Origin of the sequence: Pseudoalteromonas sp. Isolate3, assembly GCF_022398505.1 — a bacterium.
GTDB classification, from domain to species: domain Bacteria; phylum Pseudomonadota; class Gammaproteobacteria; order Enterobacterales; family Alteromonadaceae; genus Pseudoalteromonas; species Pseudoalteromonas apostichopi.
In genome coordinates, this window is record NZ_JAKEVN010000019.1 from 31,070 (window position 1) to 47,827 (window position 16,758).

14 protein-coding genes are annotated in these 16,758 nt (G+C 41.6%); 3 read left to right on the top strand and 11 right to left on the bottom strand.

Annotated elements, in window-relative coordinates; all coding sequences use genetic code 11:
* Window positions 1–92: 92 nt before the first annotated feature.
* Window positions 93–725, bottom strand: a complete 633-nt coding sequence (locus L1D46_RS06400; protein ID WP_130049965.1) for an OmpA family protein — start codon at window positions 723–725, stop codon at window positions 93–95.
* Between the two features lie 80 nt (window positions 726–805).
* Window positions 806–1,675, bottom strand: a complete 870-nt coding sequence (locus L1D46_RS06405) for a transporter substrate-binding domain-containing protein (protein WP_130049966.1) — start codon at window positions 1,673–1,675, stop codon at window positions 806–808.
* Between the two features lie 33 nt (window positions 1,676–1,708).
* On the opposite strand from L1D46_RS06405, the gene chrA reads away from it, so the two are divergent.
* Window positions 1,709–2,845: a chromate efflux transporter gene (gene chrA, locus L1D46_RS06410; protein WP_239977112.1), complete on the top strand. Its 1,137-nt coding sequence runs from the start codon at window positions 1,709–1,711 to the stop codon at window positions 2,843–2,845.
* On the opposite strand, the gene L1D46_RS06415 is transcribed toward chrA, so the two are convergent.
* The 4 genes from L1D46_RS06415 to speA are packed head-to-tail and all read right to left on the bottom strand — an operon-like array spanning window position 2,842 to window position 7,821.
* Entirely contained in the window at window positions 2,842–4,092 is a 1,251-nt protein-coding gene (locus tag L1D46_RS06415) for a mechanosensitive ion channel domain-containing protein (RefSeq protein WP_130049968.1), read from the bottom strand. The two genes, chrA and L1D46_RS06415, sit on opposite strands and share 4 nt — an antisense overlap.
* Window positions 4,089–5,012: an acetyltransferase gene (locus tag L1D46_RS06420; RefSeq protein ID WP_130049969.1), complete on the bottom strand. Its 924-nt coding sequence runs from the start codon at window positions 5,010–5,012 to the stop codon at window positions 4,089–4,091. The genes L1D46_RS06415 and L1D46_RS06420 overlap by 4 nt, the downstream gene beginning before the upstream one ends.
* Window positions 5,013–5,040: 28 nt before the next feature.
* Complete coding sequence (locus L1D46_RS06425; protein WP_130049970.1) at window positions 5,041–5,919, bottom strand: acyltransferase; 879 nt, start codon at window positions 5,917–5,919, stop codon at window positions 5,041–5,043.
* A 21-nt stretch (window positions 5,920–5,940) separates the two neighbouring features.
* Window positions 5,941–7,821, bottom strand: coding sequence for a biosynthetic arginine decarboxylase (gene speA, locus L1D46_RS06430; RefSeq protein WP_239977115.1), 1,881 nt, complete (start codon window positions 7,819–7,821; stop codon window positions 5,941–5,943).
* Between the two features lie 198 nt (window positions 7,822–8,019).
* On the opposite strand from speA, the gene speE reads away from it, so the two are divergent.
* Window positions 8,020–8,883 (top strand): polyamine aminopropyltransferase, encoded by an 864-nt coding sequence (gene speE / locus L1D46_RS06435; RefSeq protein ID WP_178926500.1) that lies wholly within the window; start codon window positions 8,020–8,022, stop codon window positions 8,881–8,883.
* Between the two features lie 55 nt (window positions 8,884–8,938).
* Here speE and L1D46_RS06440 read toward each other — a convergent pair whose 3' ends face one another.
* The 3 genes from L1D46_RS06440 to L1D46_RS06450 form a co-directional block, all read right to left on the bottom strand.
* A complete protein-coding gene (locus L1D46_RS06440) occupies window positions 8,939–10,540 on the bottom strand; it encodes a methyl-accepting chemotaxis protein (RefSeq protein WP_130049973.1) in 1,602 nt (533 codons plus the stop codon).
* Window positions 10,541–10,614: 74 nt separating this feature from the next.
* On the bottom strand, window positions 10,615–11,844 hold the full coding sequence (locus L1D46_RS06445) for a hypothetical protein (RefSeq protein WP_178926499.1): 1,230 nt from the start codon (window positions 11,842–11,844) through the stop codon (window positions 10,615–10,617).
* The gene (locus L1D46_RS06450; protein WP_239977116.1) at window positions 11,834–12,448 is read right to left on the bottom strand and encodes a methylamine utilization protein; all 615 of its coding nucleotides are present in this window, start codon (window positions 12,446–12,448) and stop codon (window positions 11,834–11,836) included. Before L1D46_RS06450 ends, L1D46_RS06445 begins: the two co-directional genes overlap by 11 nt.
* 161 nt (window positions 12,449–12,609) lie before the next feature.
* Here L1D46_RS06450 and L1D46_RS06455 point away from each other — a divergent pair, with 161 nt between their 5' ends.
* Window positions 12,610–14,652 carry a glycoside hydrolase family 97 protein gene (locus tag L1D46_RS06455; RefSeq protein ID WP_167659061.1) on the top strand — a complete coding sequence of 681 codons (2,043 nt, stop codon included), beginning with the start codon at window positions 12,610–12,612 and terminating at the stop codon, window positions 14,650–14,652.
* Window positions 14,653–14,766: 114 nt separating this feature from the next.
* Here L1D46_RS06455 and L1D46_RS06460 read toward each other — a convergent pair whose 3' ends face one another.
* The gene (locus L1D46_RS06460; RefSeq protein WP_239977118.1) at window positions 14,767–16,005 is read right to left on the bottom strand and encodes a cysteine desulfurase-like protein; all 1,239 of its coding nucleotides are present in this window, start codon (window positions 16,003–16,005) and stop codon (window positions 14,767–14,769) included.
* Window positions 16,006–16,014: 9 nt separating this feature from the next.
* Window positions 16,015–16,647, bottom strand: coding sequence for a 2OG-Fe dioxygenase family protein (locus tag L1D46_RS06465; RefSeq protein WP_130049979.1), 633 nt, complete (start codon window positions 16,645–16,647; stop codon window positions 16,015–16,017).
* Window positions 16,648–16,758: the final 111 nt, after the last annotated feature.

Sequence of the window (16,758 nt, forward strand, 5' to 3'; positions counted from 1 at the left end):
TTTAGTTGTTCTAAATCAGAAATTTTTAACGCAGTTAGCGACAGGTTTAATCCCTCAAAATGACTAAGTATTATTGCGGATTGGTATAAAATCTAACCTTGTGTATTTGGTACGATCTGAATTTCTACGCGACGGTTTAAAGCACGACCATTTGCTGAGTCATTGCTCGCTACAGGACGCGTTTCACCATAACCTTTTGTGCTAATGCGCGCAGACATGATCTGATGATTAACTAGGTAATCTTTTACGCTTTGTGCACGCTGCTGAGACAACGTCATATTGTAGCTATCTTTACCTGTGCTATCTGTATGACCTTCAACACTTAAATACGTTTTTTCGTACTTATTCATCACGTTAGCAATCGCGTCTAGCGTGCTGTGGAAACCTGATGAAATATATGACTGATCTGTCGCAAAAGTAATGTTTGATGGCATGACCAGACGGATATTATCGCCTTCACGAACCACTTCAACACCAGAGCCCGCTAGCTCATCGCGAAATGCTTCTTCTTGCTTATCCATATAATCGCCAACGGCTGCACCAGCTAATGCACCAATAGCTGCACCAATGAAGATACGTTTATCGTCGTGATCACCTGTTGCTTTACCTAGAACTGCACCTGTTGCGGCGCCAATCGCAGCGCCTTTACCTGTATTAGTTGTCTCACAACCTGTTAAAAGAACGGCTAAAACGCCCACTGTTAAAACTGATTTTGTAAAAGTCATGTGTCTCTCCATGGCAATTATTCAAATTGAATTGTTAACAATTATGAATGAGTTTCTATGAACAAACGATGAAGAGTGGGTTACTTATCAAGTGTTACAGTAGTAATCGGAGGTAAGTTATATCTTTTGACCAATTCTGTTAAGCGGCCATTGAGGACTAACGTATTGAGGCGCTCTTGAATTTTTTCGGCCAAATCTGAGCGTGCGAATTGTTTACTTAACGCAATGTGACCATATATGACATCTTTATGGCGATACGGCATTTTTACGATTTCTTGTGAAGGTCGCTGCAGAAATACAGAGGCATGATCAGCTGTGCTCTCAACAGCAATCACTAGCTCAACACGATTTTTTAATAGCATTTCAAATGCATTATTTTCACTTAAAGCCTCAACTTTTATAAGTGTTTTATCGTTATCGAAACGAGGAAAGTGTGCTGCACCTCGCATTACAGCAATACGTTTACCGGCTAAATCTTGATAGCTATTTATTTCAAGCTCGCTATCAGTTCTTGCATAAAACACAAAAGAAGACGACAACATCATGTATGGAGGGGTGAGAAACTGCATTTTTTGTTCACGTGCTTTGGTGCGAATGAGTCCGCCCATCACATCTAGTTCATTTTGTTCGAGCATTTTCAGACAACGAGAAAACGGGCAAGCAACATACTCAAGTTTGATTGGTAAAGTACGCCGCACCTCACGCATAATATCAACAATCGCGCCGCTCACTTTACCATCTTCAGTGACCATGCCATAAGGAGGCGCATGATCAACAGCCACCACAACCTTCTCAAAAGAAGTTGCAAGTGCAAAGCTGCTGCATAGCGATAACAATAAACAGGTAATATAGCGTTTCATAGTGATACTCATAACTACGTTCACTCGTTCTCTATATTGTAGACGGCCTTGTGTCATAAAAACCACAAAAATGTCATACAATTTTGTCATAATAGAAACATTCACCCTGGAACGGCAAAAGTAATGTTATTTATCATCTTTAAACAATTCTTTTTATTAGGCTGTATGAGCTTTGGTGGTCCTGCAGCACACCTTGGTTATTTTAAGCGCCACTTTGTTGATAATTTAAAATGGCTTTCAGCAGAACGTTATGCTCAACTAATTAGCCTGAGCCAAGCGTTACCAGGCCCGGGGTCGAGCCAAGTTAGCTTTGCAATGGGGGTTGAAAAAGGTGGGCTACTGGGAGGTCTTTGTGCTTTTGTAGGCTTTACCCTGCCCTCATTTTTAATCATGTTTTTTCTGGCTCTCAGTGCTCACCAATTTGGTGATATTTACTTTGCAGTCATTGCTGGACTTAAACTATTTGCTGTAGTGATCGTTGCCGATGCAACCTACAGCATGGCAATGAGCTTTTGCAAAAGCCACTTACATAAACTCATAGCAGTACTGAGTACTGTTGCGCTGATTGTATTTTCACAGTTATCAAGTCAAATTTTAGTACTTATTGCGGCTGCAGCCATAGGTTGGTTTTATCCTCAGCTTAAACTGCCAGAGAACCAAGAACATAAACCTGTGAAAATTGCTTGGTTACCGCTTGGTTTGTTTACCGCCTTGTTACTGATGAGCTTTTTACCTTTAGGCGAGTGGTTCTCTTTGTTTGCCCCATTTTACCAAACAGGCGCTATGGTCTTTGGCGGCGGCCATGTTGTATTACCCATTTTACAAGCTGGTGTGCCGAGTCTTGAAACCGAGCAGTTTTTATCTGCTTATGCCAGTGCTCAGGCCATTCCAGGACCAATGTTTACCATAGCAACATACCTAGGCGCACAAGTGTCTCCAAATACGCCACTTATAGGTGCAATTGTCGCGACCATCATGATTTTCTTGCCGGGATTTTTATTGATGTTAGCTTTTATGAAAAGCTGGCTACAACTGGCTGATAAGCCTCGCTTTGCAGGCAGTATTTCAGCATTAAATGCCGCCGTGGTAGGCTTTTTAGCTGCCGCCCTTTATTCACCTATTTGGCAATCGGCCGTGCAAAATCTGTGGCAAGTAGCTTTAGTTATTGCGGCATTTACTTGGCTAAGAATAGCAAAGCCACCAATTTGGTGGCTATTGTTAGGATTTATTGCTATCAGCGTACTGATTAGTCAGTTTTAAGCTTTTTCACGCACAGTGTTAGCAACCTTGATACTTGGTTTTAGCCCTGTTTGGGATTCGCTTGTACTTAACTGCCCAGTAACACTTTGATAAGGTCTAAGTCCAAATATAGGCAACACAGCAAGTAGATGATCCATAATCTCTGCTTGCAAGTGCTCATACGAAATCCAGCGCTTATCTTCACTAAAGCAGTAAAACTCAATGGGTAAACCATGATTCATCGGTTGTAACTCACGCACCATTAAGGTTAAATCACGATTAATTTTTTCGTGCTGTTTTAAGTAACCTTCAGCATAACGACGGAATAAACCAAGGTTTGTCACCGGATCAGGCAAGCTTGAAACACGAATATAATCGTTAAGTGGGATAGCAGCATCAATTTGTTCACGAAACGCATCATCGACTAAACGTATACTATTCATATCAATATTTAAAGCACGCTTGATACGACGACCACCTGACTCTTGCATACCTCGCCAGTTTTTAAATGATCCAGCAACCAGCATATAAGTTGGGATAGTTGTAATGGTGTTATCCCAGTTTCGTACTTTTACGGTATTTAAGCCAAGGTCGATAACCTCACCGTCTGCGCCATAGCTATCCACTTGGATCCAATCACCATAGGTCACTAAACGATTAGCTGCAATTTGTATACTGGCTACAAAACCCAAAATAGTATCTTTGAACACCAGTAAGGTGACCGCAGCTATCGCACCAAAACCTGAGAGAATATATGTCGGTGACTTCTCTAGTAAAATGCTCACAATAAGGATGGCACAAACCATAAAAGTGATAAGTTTTACTACCTGTATCAAACCCTGAATCGGAATATCACGAGCAAAGTCAAGTTGGTTATAAATACCACCTGCAATACTCACCACACTACTTAAAATGAAACCACCATAAATGATCAGGGCAACTTGCCCCACGGTTTTAAGGACCAACGAGGCAACATCATGGACAGGATATACGTAATCAAAAGTTGCCAAATAAAGAACGCAACACAATGCTCCAGCAAAGCGACGATTGAGCTTATTGAGCATAGGTGTCAGCGCGCCAATGCGCTCTGGTGAAAGACGAGTAACAACCTTTTGGATGCCCGGCAGTAGCAGGCGGCGGGTAAACGTATAGATTATTAGTAATGAGCCAACGCCGATAGCTGTCGCCGTTAATGCGCTTAACAGCGTCGCGTCTGGCATTGATTCAAACCAAGGCATCACCAATTCTTGCAGGTGAGTTTGCTTCATGGCGCTTCAACCTCTTTATTGATGTTGGCAAGGTACTCAGCTTGCTGGGCTTGATGATAAGTTAGTAGCTGAGCGTCTTTTTGCAACCATAACTCATTAATATGTTGTTGAAAAGCTGTTCTAAAAGCTCTGTCATGCTGATAATCACCAATCATATCTGCGCTAATTGCTTGCACATGCATCTCAACTTTTATGACATTAAGACGACCACGCATCAGATTTCGGCAAATATGCTCGCCTTCCCCCTGGTAAATAATCGAGGTATTTAATAATGCATCAAACTGCTCACCTAATACCTCAAGGGCAAATGCAGTACCACCCGCTTTTGGCTTTAAGAGATAAGTAAACGGGCTATTCTGTTTACTGTGTTTTTGACAAGTAAAGCGAGTGCCTTCAACAAAGTTAATTATAGTCGTTGGGTGATTACGAAAATCGCGGCAACTGCGTTTGGTACGCTCTACATCAAGTCCTTTCAGCTTGGGATTTTTTGCCAGCTGCGCTTTGCTAACGCGCTTCATAAAAGGCATACCCATAGCCCAAGCGCCGGTGCCAATGAACGGCACATACTTCAGCTCGTCTTTTAAGAAGAATTTTGGCGCAGGTAACACATCAATCGCACTTAACACAACAATGTCGAGCCAACTCATATGATTAGAAATAAGTAAGTACCAACCATCTTTACTGATATTGCCTTTAATATCGATATCAATCGTTGGGCAACCTAACCACAAAGCGAAACGGTTACCTTTGCACCAACCACGATAAGCTACATGGAGAATATCGCTAACCACTTTAAACGGTAGTAATAATTTAAGCACACCGAACAGCAGCACTAGCGTGCCCCAAATAATCACATTAGCAAACAAAACAATGCTGACTAGGATGCCTGTTAACCAATTTGGTAAAAATTTCTTTAACATATATGTGCTCTCGACTACGTTAGCAATACTACTGCGTTTTTGCTTCTAACTCGGCTAGCTGCTGATTTTTTTCATCCCAAATGCGATTTAACTCAGCTTGAAAGTTAACTCTAAAGTCAGCATCACCGGTGTAATCACCGATTAAATTAGGGCTCACTTCCATCACTTCTACTCGCAAATCAACTTGCGTAACACGACCACTGGCAAAATCAACAAAGCTCGGAATACCATCAGGATAATGAATGGTTACATTGACCACTTTTGAAATTTGTTCACCCATAGCTTGCATAACAAACGCAACCCCGCCCGCTTTTGGCTTTAACAAGTGTTCAAAAGGGCTGTTTTGGCGTGAATGTTTTTCGGCAGTAAAACGTGTACCTTCAACAAAGTTAACGATACTTACCGGCATTTCTTTGAACTTTTCGCAAGCTTTGCGCGTTGTTTCTAAGTCCTTGCCACGTAATTTAGGGTTTTTCTTTAATTGTGATTTGCTAGTGCGAGTCATAAAGGGAAAATCTAATGCCCACCACGCAAGACCTAAGAAAGGCACGTAAATTAGTTCTTTTTTTAAGAAAAAGTTTAAAAAAGGAATGCGGCGATTAAACACGCGTTGCATTACAACAATATCTACCCAGCTTTGATGATTAGCGATCACCAAGTACCAATCTTTTGCTTTGAGCTGCTCAAGTCCGGTTACGTTTAGCTTATAAGAAGCAAATAAGTTTTGGTTAATACTGTTACAACTGACCCACATAGTGGCGCATTGCTTAGCAACCCAACTCATTAATTTTTGCAGAGGTTTAATTGGGATCAGTTTAATCACGCCACAAATAAAGATGGGCACGAACCAAAAAAGTGTATTGAGGGTGTAGAATAAAAAACTGAACACACAACGGATCATGGACATTACTACTTATTCCTTTAATGCTTAATCTTCAAAATACGTGTAGCCAGAAAGGCCAGCATTTAGTTCTGACAAATATTGTGCCTTAGATTGCTCATCAATTGCCAGTGACTTAACCCGTTTTGCAAAGTTTTCAGCAAGAATGTCACTATCATAATCAACAAACTTTAATACGTCCTTAACGCTGTCACCTTTAATCGCGTTAGTCAGCTGATAACCGGCTTCAGTAAGCTCAACATGCACTGAATCTGTGTCGCCGAATAGGTTATGTAAATCACCTAAAATTTCTTGATACGCGCCCACTAAGAACATCGCAATGTGATATTGCTGGCCTTGCTTGTACTCAGGTATAGGTAAGCTGCTCTCAATGCCGGTACCTTCAACATAGTTACGAATTTGTCCATCAGAGTCACAGGTAATGTCTTGAATAATAGCGCGTTGCGTTAACGGCTGATGTAGGTTTTCAACAGGCATCACAGGGAATAATTGCTGAATACCCCAAACATCAGGCAGTGATTGGAATAATGAGAAATTAACGAATAGCTTGTCGGCCAGTTTTTCGTTTAAATCGTCTAACACTTCACGGTGGGCACGGGCATTTTCGCTGAGGGATGCTCGAACGCGGTGTAAAATGGTGAAATACAGCTGCTCAAGCTTCGCCCATTCAAGCATAGTGAGTAAGCCATGCACATACTGATCATGAGCTTCACTAAATAGATGCATTGCATCATGATAAATTTCCAGCGCCATACGCGGTGTTAAACGCTTTAAACACTGCCACATTTCATCTAGTACCAATACGCTACCGGCCTCAGGCGCTGTTGGGTTTTCATGATTTGGCGCACGCTCAACATCGATAACATCAGTAATTAATACCGCATGATGCGCTGTTAACGCACGACCTGATTCGGTAATAATGGCTGGGTGTTTAAGGTCATGTTGTTGGCACACTTCAGCAAACGCATTCACTACATTACGTGCATATTCATCAACACTGTAGTTCATTGAACACGAACTACGTGAACCAGACCCTTCATAATCAACACCTAAACCGCCACCTACATCAACTGTATTAAGTGGCACGCCTAACTGAGTTAACTCAGCAAAATGGCGAGCACATTCACGCAGTGCCCGATGAATATCACGGATATTGGCAATCTGAGAGCCAATATGGAAATGCACTAGTTGCATTAAATGAAGTTTATTACGCGACTTAAGTAGCTCAACCGCAGAAAGTACTTGGCCTGCAGTTAAACCAAACTTGCCTTTTTCACCACCGGTATTTTGCCATTTACCTTTACCTACCGAGTTTAAGCGAATACGGATACCGATTGATGGCTCAATTCCTAAGTCATCAATTTCAGCTAACAAGGTAGTCAGTTCAGAGAGTTTTTCAACAACAATGTGAACCTTGTGCCCCATGCCTTGACCAATACAGGCCAAGCGCAAAAATTCACTGTCTTTGTAGCCATTACATACAATGGTAATTGGCTCTTTCGCTACACCTAAAATCGCCATAAGCTCAGGCTTTGAGCCGGCCTCAAGGCCCACTAAACCACTTGGATGAGCGAGTAGTTTACTCACAACAGAGCGCTGTTGATTAACCTTAATTGGATAAACACAAGTATAACTACCTTGATATTCACGGGCGTTACACGCTTTGGTAAAAGCACTCGTCAGAGTATCAACACGATTTTGTAGAATGTCAGTAAAGCGCACTAGTACAGGTAAAGTAAGACCTTGCTTTTTGAATTGCTCGGTCAGTTCAGATAAAGACACCGCAGCTTTAGTTTGATCACCATCAGGGTAAGCCACCAGCTCACCTTGCGCGTTAATGTCAAAGTAACCGTCACTCCAGTGAGCAACATTGTATGTATCGCGTGCTTTGTCTAAACCCCAAGTCATGGCAATATCTTCTGTAATTTCATTAAATATAAACGCACATTTTAATACGCTAGGGCTGACCACGCTAACAAAAATTGCGCTATATGCCAAAGTGATAAAAAATATTCGCTATACTGATTAAAATTTGATTGAGCAATTGGTCAAGCACTGGCAAAATTGCCCCCCTTTTTTACCATTAACCAAAAGTGTATGAGCAAGATGGCTAATTTAGATCAAAACAACTGGTTCACTGAAATTAGTGACCGTGATGGTAGTGCCTTTTCACTACGCATTACTAAAAAGCTTGATGAACAACAGTCGCCATTTCAAAAAGTAGAAATGTACGAAACAACTGACTTCGGTAATCTGATGATTATTGACGGTTGTACTATGGTAAGTAGCCGTGAAAACTTTTTTTATCACGAGATGATCAGCCATCCGGCATTGCTTGCACACCCAAATCCAAAAAATGTTGTGATCATTGGTGGTGGTGACTGCGGTACATTGCGCGAAGTATTAAAGCACCCAGGTGTTGAAAGCGTAACACAAATTGATATCGATGAAGTCGTGACACAAATGTCACTTAAATACTTCCCTGAGCTGTGTGAATCAAATCAAGATCCTCGCGCTACAGTGATGTTTGACGACGGCATCAAGTACATGCGTGAAGCAGCCCCTGAATCAATCGATGTAGTGATTGTCGATGGTACAGATCCTGTTGGTCCAGGCGAAGGTTTATTCAACCATGCTTTCTATACGAGCTGTTTAACTGCACTTCGCCCTGGCGGTATCTTAATTCAGCAAAGTGAATCACCACTTATGCATATGCCACTATTAGTAGAAATGCGCGATGCGATGACAGAAGTGGGCTTTGTTGATCTACAAACTCTGCCTTTCCCACAGCCAATTTACCCAAGTGGCTTATGGTCAGTGACCCTTGCTCGTAAATCTGAATCGTTTGCAGGTTTTCGTGAAGATGATGCAAATACACTCGCGCAAAGCACAGAATACTATAATGCAGGTATTCACCACGGCGCATTAGCAACACCAAATTATATGAAACGTGCTTTTGAGAAAAAGTAAGCGTTTTAGTTAGATGTAAAAAGGGCTCATTGAGCCCTTTTTTGTTGGCTTATGATTAGACTTTAAATCGATTTACTAAATGATTGAGCTCATCAGTGAGTTGGTTCATACGATTAGCTACTTCTTGTGTTGAACTAGCTAAGCCGCCCCCTTGTTGGGTTTGATCGTTTAAGTCTGATAAATTTTGGCTAATTTCATCTGCCACAGCAGTTTGCTCTTCCGTCGCTTGCGCTGTCTGCATTGCCATATCATTTACCTTAACTGATGACTCTTGCATTGAGTTAAGCACATCATTGGTTTGTGTAAATGACTCAACCGCTTCATCGGCATAGCGCTTACCACTGTTAATAGCTTGCAGTGACTGCTCAACGCTTGTAGCAAACTGTTCAACCATAGTTTGAATGTCATTAGTACTTTCTTGTGTGCGAGTTGCTAGGGTACGAACCTCATCAGCAACGACCGCAAAACCGCGACCTTGCTCACCGGCGCGCGCGGCTTCAATTGCAGCATTCAGAGCAAGCAAATTTGTTTGTTCAGCTATTGCCCGAATTACTTCAAGCACTTTGGCGATGTTGTCTGAGCTTTGCTGCAATTCTGTTGAACGCTGGCTGGCATGCTCCATGTTGTCTGACAGCGCAATAATTTTACGGCTTGAATTATCAACCGCAGCTAAGCCTTGTTTAGCTAGCTGTTGTGAATTATCGGCTTCATGAGATGAGTTTTGCGCCACATTGGCCACTTCGCGACTTGCTACACTCATTTCGTGTACAGCACTGACTATCGACTCAGACGCTTGGCTGAGCTTTTGATTTACTTGGTGGTTTTGATTAGCAAAGTTGTCTAAATCATTACCAAGATTATGTAGCTCTTTCGCTTGTTCTAAAATATCTTTGATTAACTGTTGTAAGTTATCTAAAAAGCGGTTGAATGCAGTAGCCAACTCAGCAAATTCATCTTGCGTTTTAACATTAATACGACCTGTTAAATCTCCATCTCCAGAGGCAATTTCGTTAATTCGTTCTGTGACAAAGTTAATTTGTTTTGTAAGCTGGCGTGGCACAAAATAACTAAACCAACCAGCAACTGCCAGAACAACTGCAATCATCAGCATAAGCATCACTTTAAAGCCCATTACTTTATCCATCAGCTTTTCTGTTTCTGCTTGAGAGGTTTTATCTGCCGCTTCACCGGCTTTATCTAAAATATCACGTAGTGCCGAAAAGGATTGCTCTGCAGCTTGTCTTTGCGAAGCATCAGCAGGGTTATTTATGTAACTTGTTGATGCTGTGTACCATGCATCAAATGCGCTATCAAAGTTACGGAATTGACTCGTAATCTCAGAGTATGGCGACATATAAGATAGATATTGCTTAAATCGTTCTTTAACTTGCTCGGCATTTTCTTGGTGATCTGTTAGTTGCTCTTTATCACCTTTCATTTGAGTAACAAGATGCAACTCTGCCACTTTAGCTTGGTACAGGTCTCGGTCAGCATTAACAACCACAGAAACCGCATTTAAGAAACGTTCTGACTGTGCATCAATCGCTTCTTTTTGAAGGTTAATTAGATAGGTATAGCCGGCAATTAAAATGACGACAGCAATGCCAAGTAGCACAATTGGTAAAGAGCTTTTGACGCGAATGCTTTGTAACTTCATACATTATCCCAATTCAAATTCTAATCAGCACGTTCATTAGAATGTTAGTAGAAAAACTAAAAAAGTGTATGAAATTAAAAAAACCAACTCGCTGAAAATTGCAATTGCTGCTGCGAGTTATGCTCATTAAATCCCATACCGGGTCTATTTTGAGCGTCACTGCTCAGCACTGAATATTCAGCACCTACTTGCCACTGAGTTGACAGTTGATAACGCCAACTTGCGGTTAAAGCTTCTCCACGACTTTGGTTAGGATCAAATTGCCAATCATCATGATCGCTAACCTTGAAATAATCATACCTAATTGTGAGACGATGCTGGTCTAACTTGTGGCTTAATAAAACAAAATGACTATAAAAATCATTATCTACCCCACGGTGAGGGCCCATTGAAGTTTTACCATCTAACAATTGCGCAATAATGCGTGTTTGCTTATTAACTTTATATAGCCAAGCAACGCTTAAAAAGCGAGTATCCCATGCGTATTGACCAGTATCGGTATTCAAAGCACCTGGATCGCCATTGTTATCATAATAATAAACACGTAATTGCGATCGCTTCTGATAATCCCAATGCGCGCCAACGTAATAACCAAAGCGGCCATCAACTTCTTCGAAAGGCTCAACATGCTCAGCTTGCTTACTTAACTGATACCAATTAAATGAATTAGGGGTTGCAAAATCAATACGTTCATTAAAGGTAGTTTGCCTATCATGCATAGCAAAGCCCCGCCATGACAATAAAGTACCGGCGGGATCATTGCCTTTAAACACCGAGGCAACCCCTTCAAAGCTGTGGTTACTTCTAAACTGTCGACCTGGGCGCTTAATGCTTGCCTCTAAACCAAAAGCACGTACCTCTTCACCAATCCATGTATTAATCGCAGAATTAGTATAGTTATAAGGTGACATCCAGCCACTTTGTGGATTCTCTAGTGACATTTTTGGATAAAAGCCACCAGCTTTAACAGCCCATTTGTAGCGACTTGCAGTGAGAGGCTGATATTGTAAATAAGCCTGAGTAAAGCCTACTGTCAGTTCAGGATCTGGATGAGCGTTAAGCACAGTATGCGCAGACCAATCGCTATTTAATTCAAAACGACTACTTAGCATAGCTTGTGATATTACGACACCATCATGCTCTTGGTCATAACGGTATAAGCCGATTCCCTTACGCTGATAGCTCGACAGTTGGTCGCCACGCACAGCCGTTACGGTTAGCTGCCCATCATGCTCGGCAAAGGCCTGTATAGGTAACCCCACAACACTAAATAATGCCAAGGCGTGCCATTTATTAATAATCATCAAATTCGTCGCTGCTTAGTTCTAATTTTGGTAATAAAGTTTGTTTTAACTGATAACTTAATTGCTTAGCCGTGTTTTTGATCTCGATGGTTTCTGGTGTGCTGATATCATTAAATCGGTCATGCCAAACAGCCAAAGTAAACTTACCTTTAGGTAAGCTTAGTTCAACCATACCTTGCTCATCGGTTTGCCCATAAATACCGCCATCAACGACTACAATATAACCCAGCATCCAGTCATGAATGTTACAGCCAAGCTCGACAACGCCTGTTTGTGCAAAGTTAATCGGTTTTTCTGGTTTATCGTGGTAAAGCTTTAACTCAAATTGCTTTGTTTTAGAAAATGAATAAACGTGGTGCATAATTGAATCAAGGTTAGGAAACTCAACATTAGCCCCTTGTGGCACTGCCAGCACATGAGGCACAAAGGCACGTTTTTTTTGACTCATAGTGTAATGACTATCAAGAGCTGTAACTTGTTTTGAACCTTTAAGCCAAACCACGGCATTTTTGAGAGGTTGATTCTGCTTATCAACTATCTGTATTTGCTGTGCCAATAAACATTGACTAAACAATAGTAGTAGCAACAGGGTTATTCTTGTCATTTTTGCTAAACCTTTTTAGGTGCTGGACTTGGTATCGCAACGTTCACTTTGTTGAATACGTATGCAGATCTCTCGTATTAACCGGCAAGTCACTTTATGCTTTAAGGATGTATGTGAATACGTGACAACAATCCATAACCATAAGCCGCCAAGGAACAACAATGCGATTAACTGCCTTAATGTTAGCAGCCTTTTCAGGTACTTGCCTAGCACAAACCACAACCGTCAGTTCACCTGATGGGCAGATCAAAGTAACTATCTCAGATGAGCAACACACACCTAGCTACGAAATCAGCTTTGCAGGTAAACAAGTCATTGCTAACTCTTCGTTAGGCCTTGTTTTTAAACAACAACCAGCAATGAGCGAAGGTTACAAAATTAGCAGCCAAACCACTGATTCGGTAAAAAGCAGCTGGGAGCAACCTTGGGGTGAACGCCAAACGGTAGTTGATAACCATAACGAAGTCGCTGTTACCTTTAAAAAGCCACAACCACAAGGTGGCACGTTTACAGTACGTTTTCGCGCTTTTAATGATGGTGTAGGTTTTCGATACGAATTACCAAAACAAGCTGGCTATGATGATGTAGAAATCACTAAAGAGCTTACAGAGTTTGCTATTACAGATTCATCAGATGCAACAGCTTGGTGGATCCCCGCCCGAGGTTGGAACCGTTATGAGTATGTTTATAACACTACCCCACTTCATAAAGCCGCACTTGTGCACACACCATTTACTTTAAAAAATAAAGATGGTGTGCATATCAGTATTCACGAAGCTGCCCTTGTTGATTATGCAGGCATGGTTTTAAATCAACGTCGTGATGGTACTTTCCAAGCAGATTTAACACCTTGGTCAGACGGTGTAGCAGTTAAAAAGCACGGCGCATTCAATACACCTTGGCGTACAATTCAAATTGGTGATGAAGCCGTTGATTTAATCAATTCTGATATCATCTTAAACCTAAACGAGCCGAATAAACTCGGTGATGTATCTTGGGTTAAACCGGGTAAATACGTAGGTATTTGGTGGGGTATGCACATCAATGAAAATACTTGGGGTAGCGGTAAAATTCATGGTGCAACCACTGCAAACACTAAATATTATATGGATTTCGCTGCTAAATATGGCTTTGATGGCGTGCTAGTCGAAGGCTGGAATATTGGCTGGGATGGCGACTGGTTTTATAACGGTGATGTATTTAGCTTTACTCAACCTTATGACGACTTTGATATTGAAGAGCTAACACGTTACGGCAAAGAAAAAGGCGTGCAATTAATTGGTCACCACGAAACTTCAGGTAACGTGACTAACTACCGTAACCAAATGGAAGCTGCATTTGCGTTATATGAAAAATCAAATGTAAGCCAAGTTAAAACAGGTTATGTAGCTGACGGTGGTAACATCAAGCGTATCGATGAAAACGGCATTGTGCGTAAAGAATGGCACGATGGTCAGTTCATGGTAAACGAGTACCTATACAACGTGAAACTTGCTGCTAAGCATAAGATTAGTATCAATACGCATGAGCCAGTAAAAGATACTGGCCTACGTCGTACATACCCGAACTGGATTGCTCGTGAAGGTGCTCGTGGCCAAGAGTTTAACGCATGGGGTACACCGCCGAACCCACCTGAGCACATTCCAATGCTTGCTTTCACCCGTATGCTTGCCGGCCCAATGGACTTCACACCAGGTATTTTTGATATGGGCTTTAACGGTCTAGGTGCCGATACCAATCGCCCACAAACAACTCTAGCGAAGCAATTAGCGCTATATGTTGTAATGTACAGCCCAATTCAAATGGCCGCTGATTTACCACGTAATTACTTGGCCAAGCCAGATGCATTTCAGTTTATTCAGGACGTACCAACTGATTGGCAACAAAGTATTGCACTACAAGGCGAAGTTGGCGATTACGTTGTATTTGCACGTAAAGAGCGCAAGCGTGAGCAATACTCAGGTAACGACTGGTATCTAGGCGCTGTCACAGACGAAAAAGCCCGCACTTTAGAAGTGAAATTAGACTTCTTAGATAAAGGCAAAAAGTTTGAAGCGCAAATCTACCGTGACGGTGATAAAGCACAGTGGGTTAATAACCCTTACGACTTAAAAGTAGAAAAACGCATTGTTACTGCTGATGATAAGTTGACGTTAAAGCTTGCTACCAGTGGCGGCACAGCGATTCGATTTAAAGCGATGTAAGTTGCTAAAAATTATGAAAAGCGCGGCATTTGATGTCGCGCTTTTTTATTGGCATAAAAAAGCAGCCCTGTCAGGCTGCTTAAAACTTATCATTTAGGGCTTAAAGCTAGCAACTTACTCTGCTAGTAATTGATCAAATAAATCAAAAACTTTATCGAGCTCTTCTATAGTGTTGTAGTGCATACAACCAATGCGAACTACGCCGCCGGTTTCTAATACCCCTAGCTGCTTACATAAGCCTTGGGCATAGAAGTTACCATCCCACACACAAATGTGCTGCTTACCTAAAAACTCAGAAACAATACGTGGCTCAATGCCTGCAAAAGTTAGTGCAAAAGTCGGTGTACGCTCAGATAAACGATCTAAAGCATCAATACCGAACAACTTGATACGCGGATAATCAGCCAAACGCGTTAAGAAATGCTTACTTAATGCCATTTCGTGTTGTTTAGTGATAGCAAATGCAGCAGCTAATTTATCTCGGCGTGAGTGACTATCATCAAGCTCACTAATTGCAGCAATGTAGTCCACAGCAGCAATTAAGCCAGCCAATGCTTCAAAGCTTTGTGTTCCAGTTTCCCAGCGACCTGGCGCAACATCTTTTGCAGGCTCAACTTTATATGGCGTGAAACCTTCTAGGTGCTCACGTTTACCATATACAATACCAAGGTGAGGGCCAAAGAACTTGTATGCAGAGCAGGCTAAGAAGTCACAATCAAGCGCTTGTACATCAACCAGCTCATGAGGTGCATAATGAACGGCATCAACATATACTAGCGCACCAACAGCATGTGCAAGTTCAACGATACGTTTAATATCATTAATTGAGCCAGTAGTGTTCGATGCATATGTCACTGCAACAAGCTTTGTTTTGTTAGATAAAAGGCTTTCCAAGTGTGCCATATCTAAGCTGCAATCAGCTTCGTTGATAAGGGTAGTTTTTACAGTAGCACCTTTATCTTCAGCAGCTTGCTGCCAAGATGATACATTTGAGAAGTGATCAGCATTGGTGACGATAATTTCATCACCTGCAGTCCAATCACGCGAGATTGCACGGCTAAAGCTAAACGTTAAGCTTGTCATGTTTGCACCAAACACGATTTGCTCTTTAGATGGCGCATTTAATAAGTCGGCTGCAGCTTGGCGAGCGTTTGCCATTAACTCTACTGTTTTGTCACTTGAGAAAAATGCACCGCCTAAGTTTGAGTTGTAGTAACCCAAATAAGCAGTCATGGCACTTAAAACTGACTGTGGCACTTGAGAGCCACCCGGGCCATCAAGGAAAATCGGTGACTGACCGGCAACTTGTTGCATAAGCGCAGGGAATTGGCGACGTAATTGCGTTAAGTTCATGATATACCCTTACGCAGTTAGTACGAAGCAATCAAGGTAACCTTCTTTGCTTGCGTCTAATTTATTCATTGGGGTTGCGTTATGCCATACTTCACGGTCATTAATAAGCGCAAACATGCCGTCCTTAATTTCCATTTTGAAACATGGCTCAGCTTGTTGGTGCTCATAAACAAGTAGCTCACCACCTTCTAGGTTTTCATGTGATACACCACATACACAAACGTGATCAAAACCATCTTGGTGAACACCTTCAGGCGCAGCAGGTGTGTCGCTGTCGATAGCAAGCATTCTAAATTGGTGAATTTCAATATTGCGGTCATCGCTAATACCTGTCATATCACGAAACTGATTAACGATTTGCTTCATGCCATCAGTCGCTAATAAGCTATCTTCTAGGTTTTCATAAGTACGCTCAACATTACCTTGAAAGGTATTAATTGAGTCATCTTGCACGAATGCTTTTGTTGGTTGTAATTTTAATTCTCCATCAACAACTTTAATTACTGAATAACGACGCTTACGAAACTCACCATCTGCGTATGGATTCGCAGGTAGGTTAGCAAAAGAAGGTTTTACTGCGTCAATATGCGCTTGGCTTACAAAACGAAGTTGTAGAAGGTTCTGGTTGTTTAATGTAGTCATTTAGATCTCGCCTTAATACGTTGAGAATATTGGCGAGGATTTTAATGCAATTGATAGGAAATTTTTGCGTTATTATGTAAACAGCAATGATTGTTTATGTAGTTTTAAGAT

Bases quoted from the DNA above. Each gene is read 5' to 3' on its own strand.
- L1D46_RS06400 (WP_130049965.1), bottom strand. From the start codon at position 725: ATGACTTTTACAAAATCAGTTTTAACAGTGGGCGTTTTAGCCGTTCTT.
- L1D46_RS06405 (WP_130049966.1), bottom strand. From the start codon at position 1,675: ATGACAAAATTGTATGACATTTTTGTGGTTTTTATGACACAAGGCCGT.
- chrA (WP_239977112.1), top strand. From the start codon at position 1,709: ATGTTATTTATCATCTTTAAACAATTCTTTTTATTAGGCTGTATGAGC.
- L1D46_RS06415 (WP_130049968.1), bottom strand. From the start codon at position 4,092: ATGAAGCAAACTCACCTGCAAGAATTGGTGATGCCTTGGTTTGAATCA.
- L1D46_RS06420 (WP_130049969.1), bottom strand. From the start codon at position 5,012: ATGTTAAAGAAATTTTTACCAAATTGGTTAACAGGCATCCTAGTCAGC.
- L1D46_RS06425 (WP_130049970.1), bottom strand. From the start codon at position 5,919: ATGTCCATGATCCGTTGTGTGTTCAGTTTTTTATTCTACACCCTCAAT.
- speA (WP_239977115.1), bottom strand. From the start codon at position 7,821: ATGACTTGGGGTTTAGACAAAGCACGCGATACATACAATGTTGCTCAC.
- speE (WP_178926500.1), top strand. From the start codon at position 8,020: ATGGCTAATTTAGATCAAAACAACTGGTTCACTGAAATTAGTGACCGT.
- L1D46_RS06440 (WP_130049973.1), bottom strand. From the start codon at position 10,540: ATGAAGTTACAAAGCATTCGCGTCAAAAGCTCTTTACCAATTGTGCTA.
- L1D46_RS06445 (WP_178926499.1), bottom strand. From the start codon at position 11,844: ATGATTATTAATAAATGGCACGCCTTGGCATTATTTAGTGTTGTGGGG.
- L1D46_RS06450 (WP_239977116.1), bottom strand. From the start codon at position 12,448: ATGACAAGAATAACCCTGTTGCTACTACTATTGTTTAGTCAATGTTTA.
- L1D46_RS06455 (WP_167659061.1), top strand. From the start codon at position 12,610: ATGCGATTAACTGCCTTAATGTTAGCAGCCTTTTCAGGTACTTGCCTA.
- L1D46_RS06460 (WP_239977118.1), bottom strand. From the start codon at position 16,005: ATGAACTTAACGCAATTACGTCGCCAATTCCCTGCGCTTATGCAACAA.
- L1D46_RS06465 (WP_130049979.1), bottom strand. From the start codon at position 16,647: ATGACTACATTAAACAACCAGAACCTTCTACAACTTCGTTTTGTAAGC.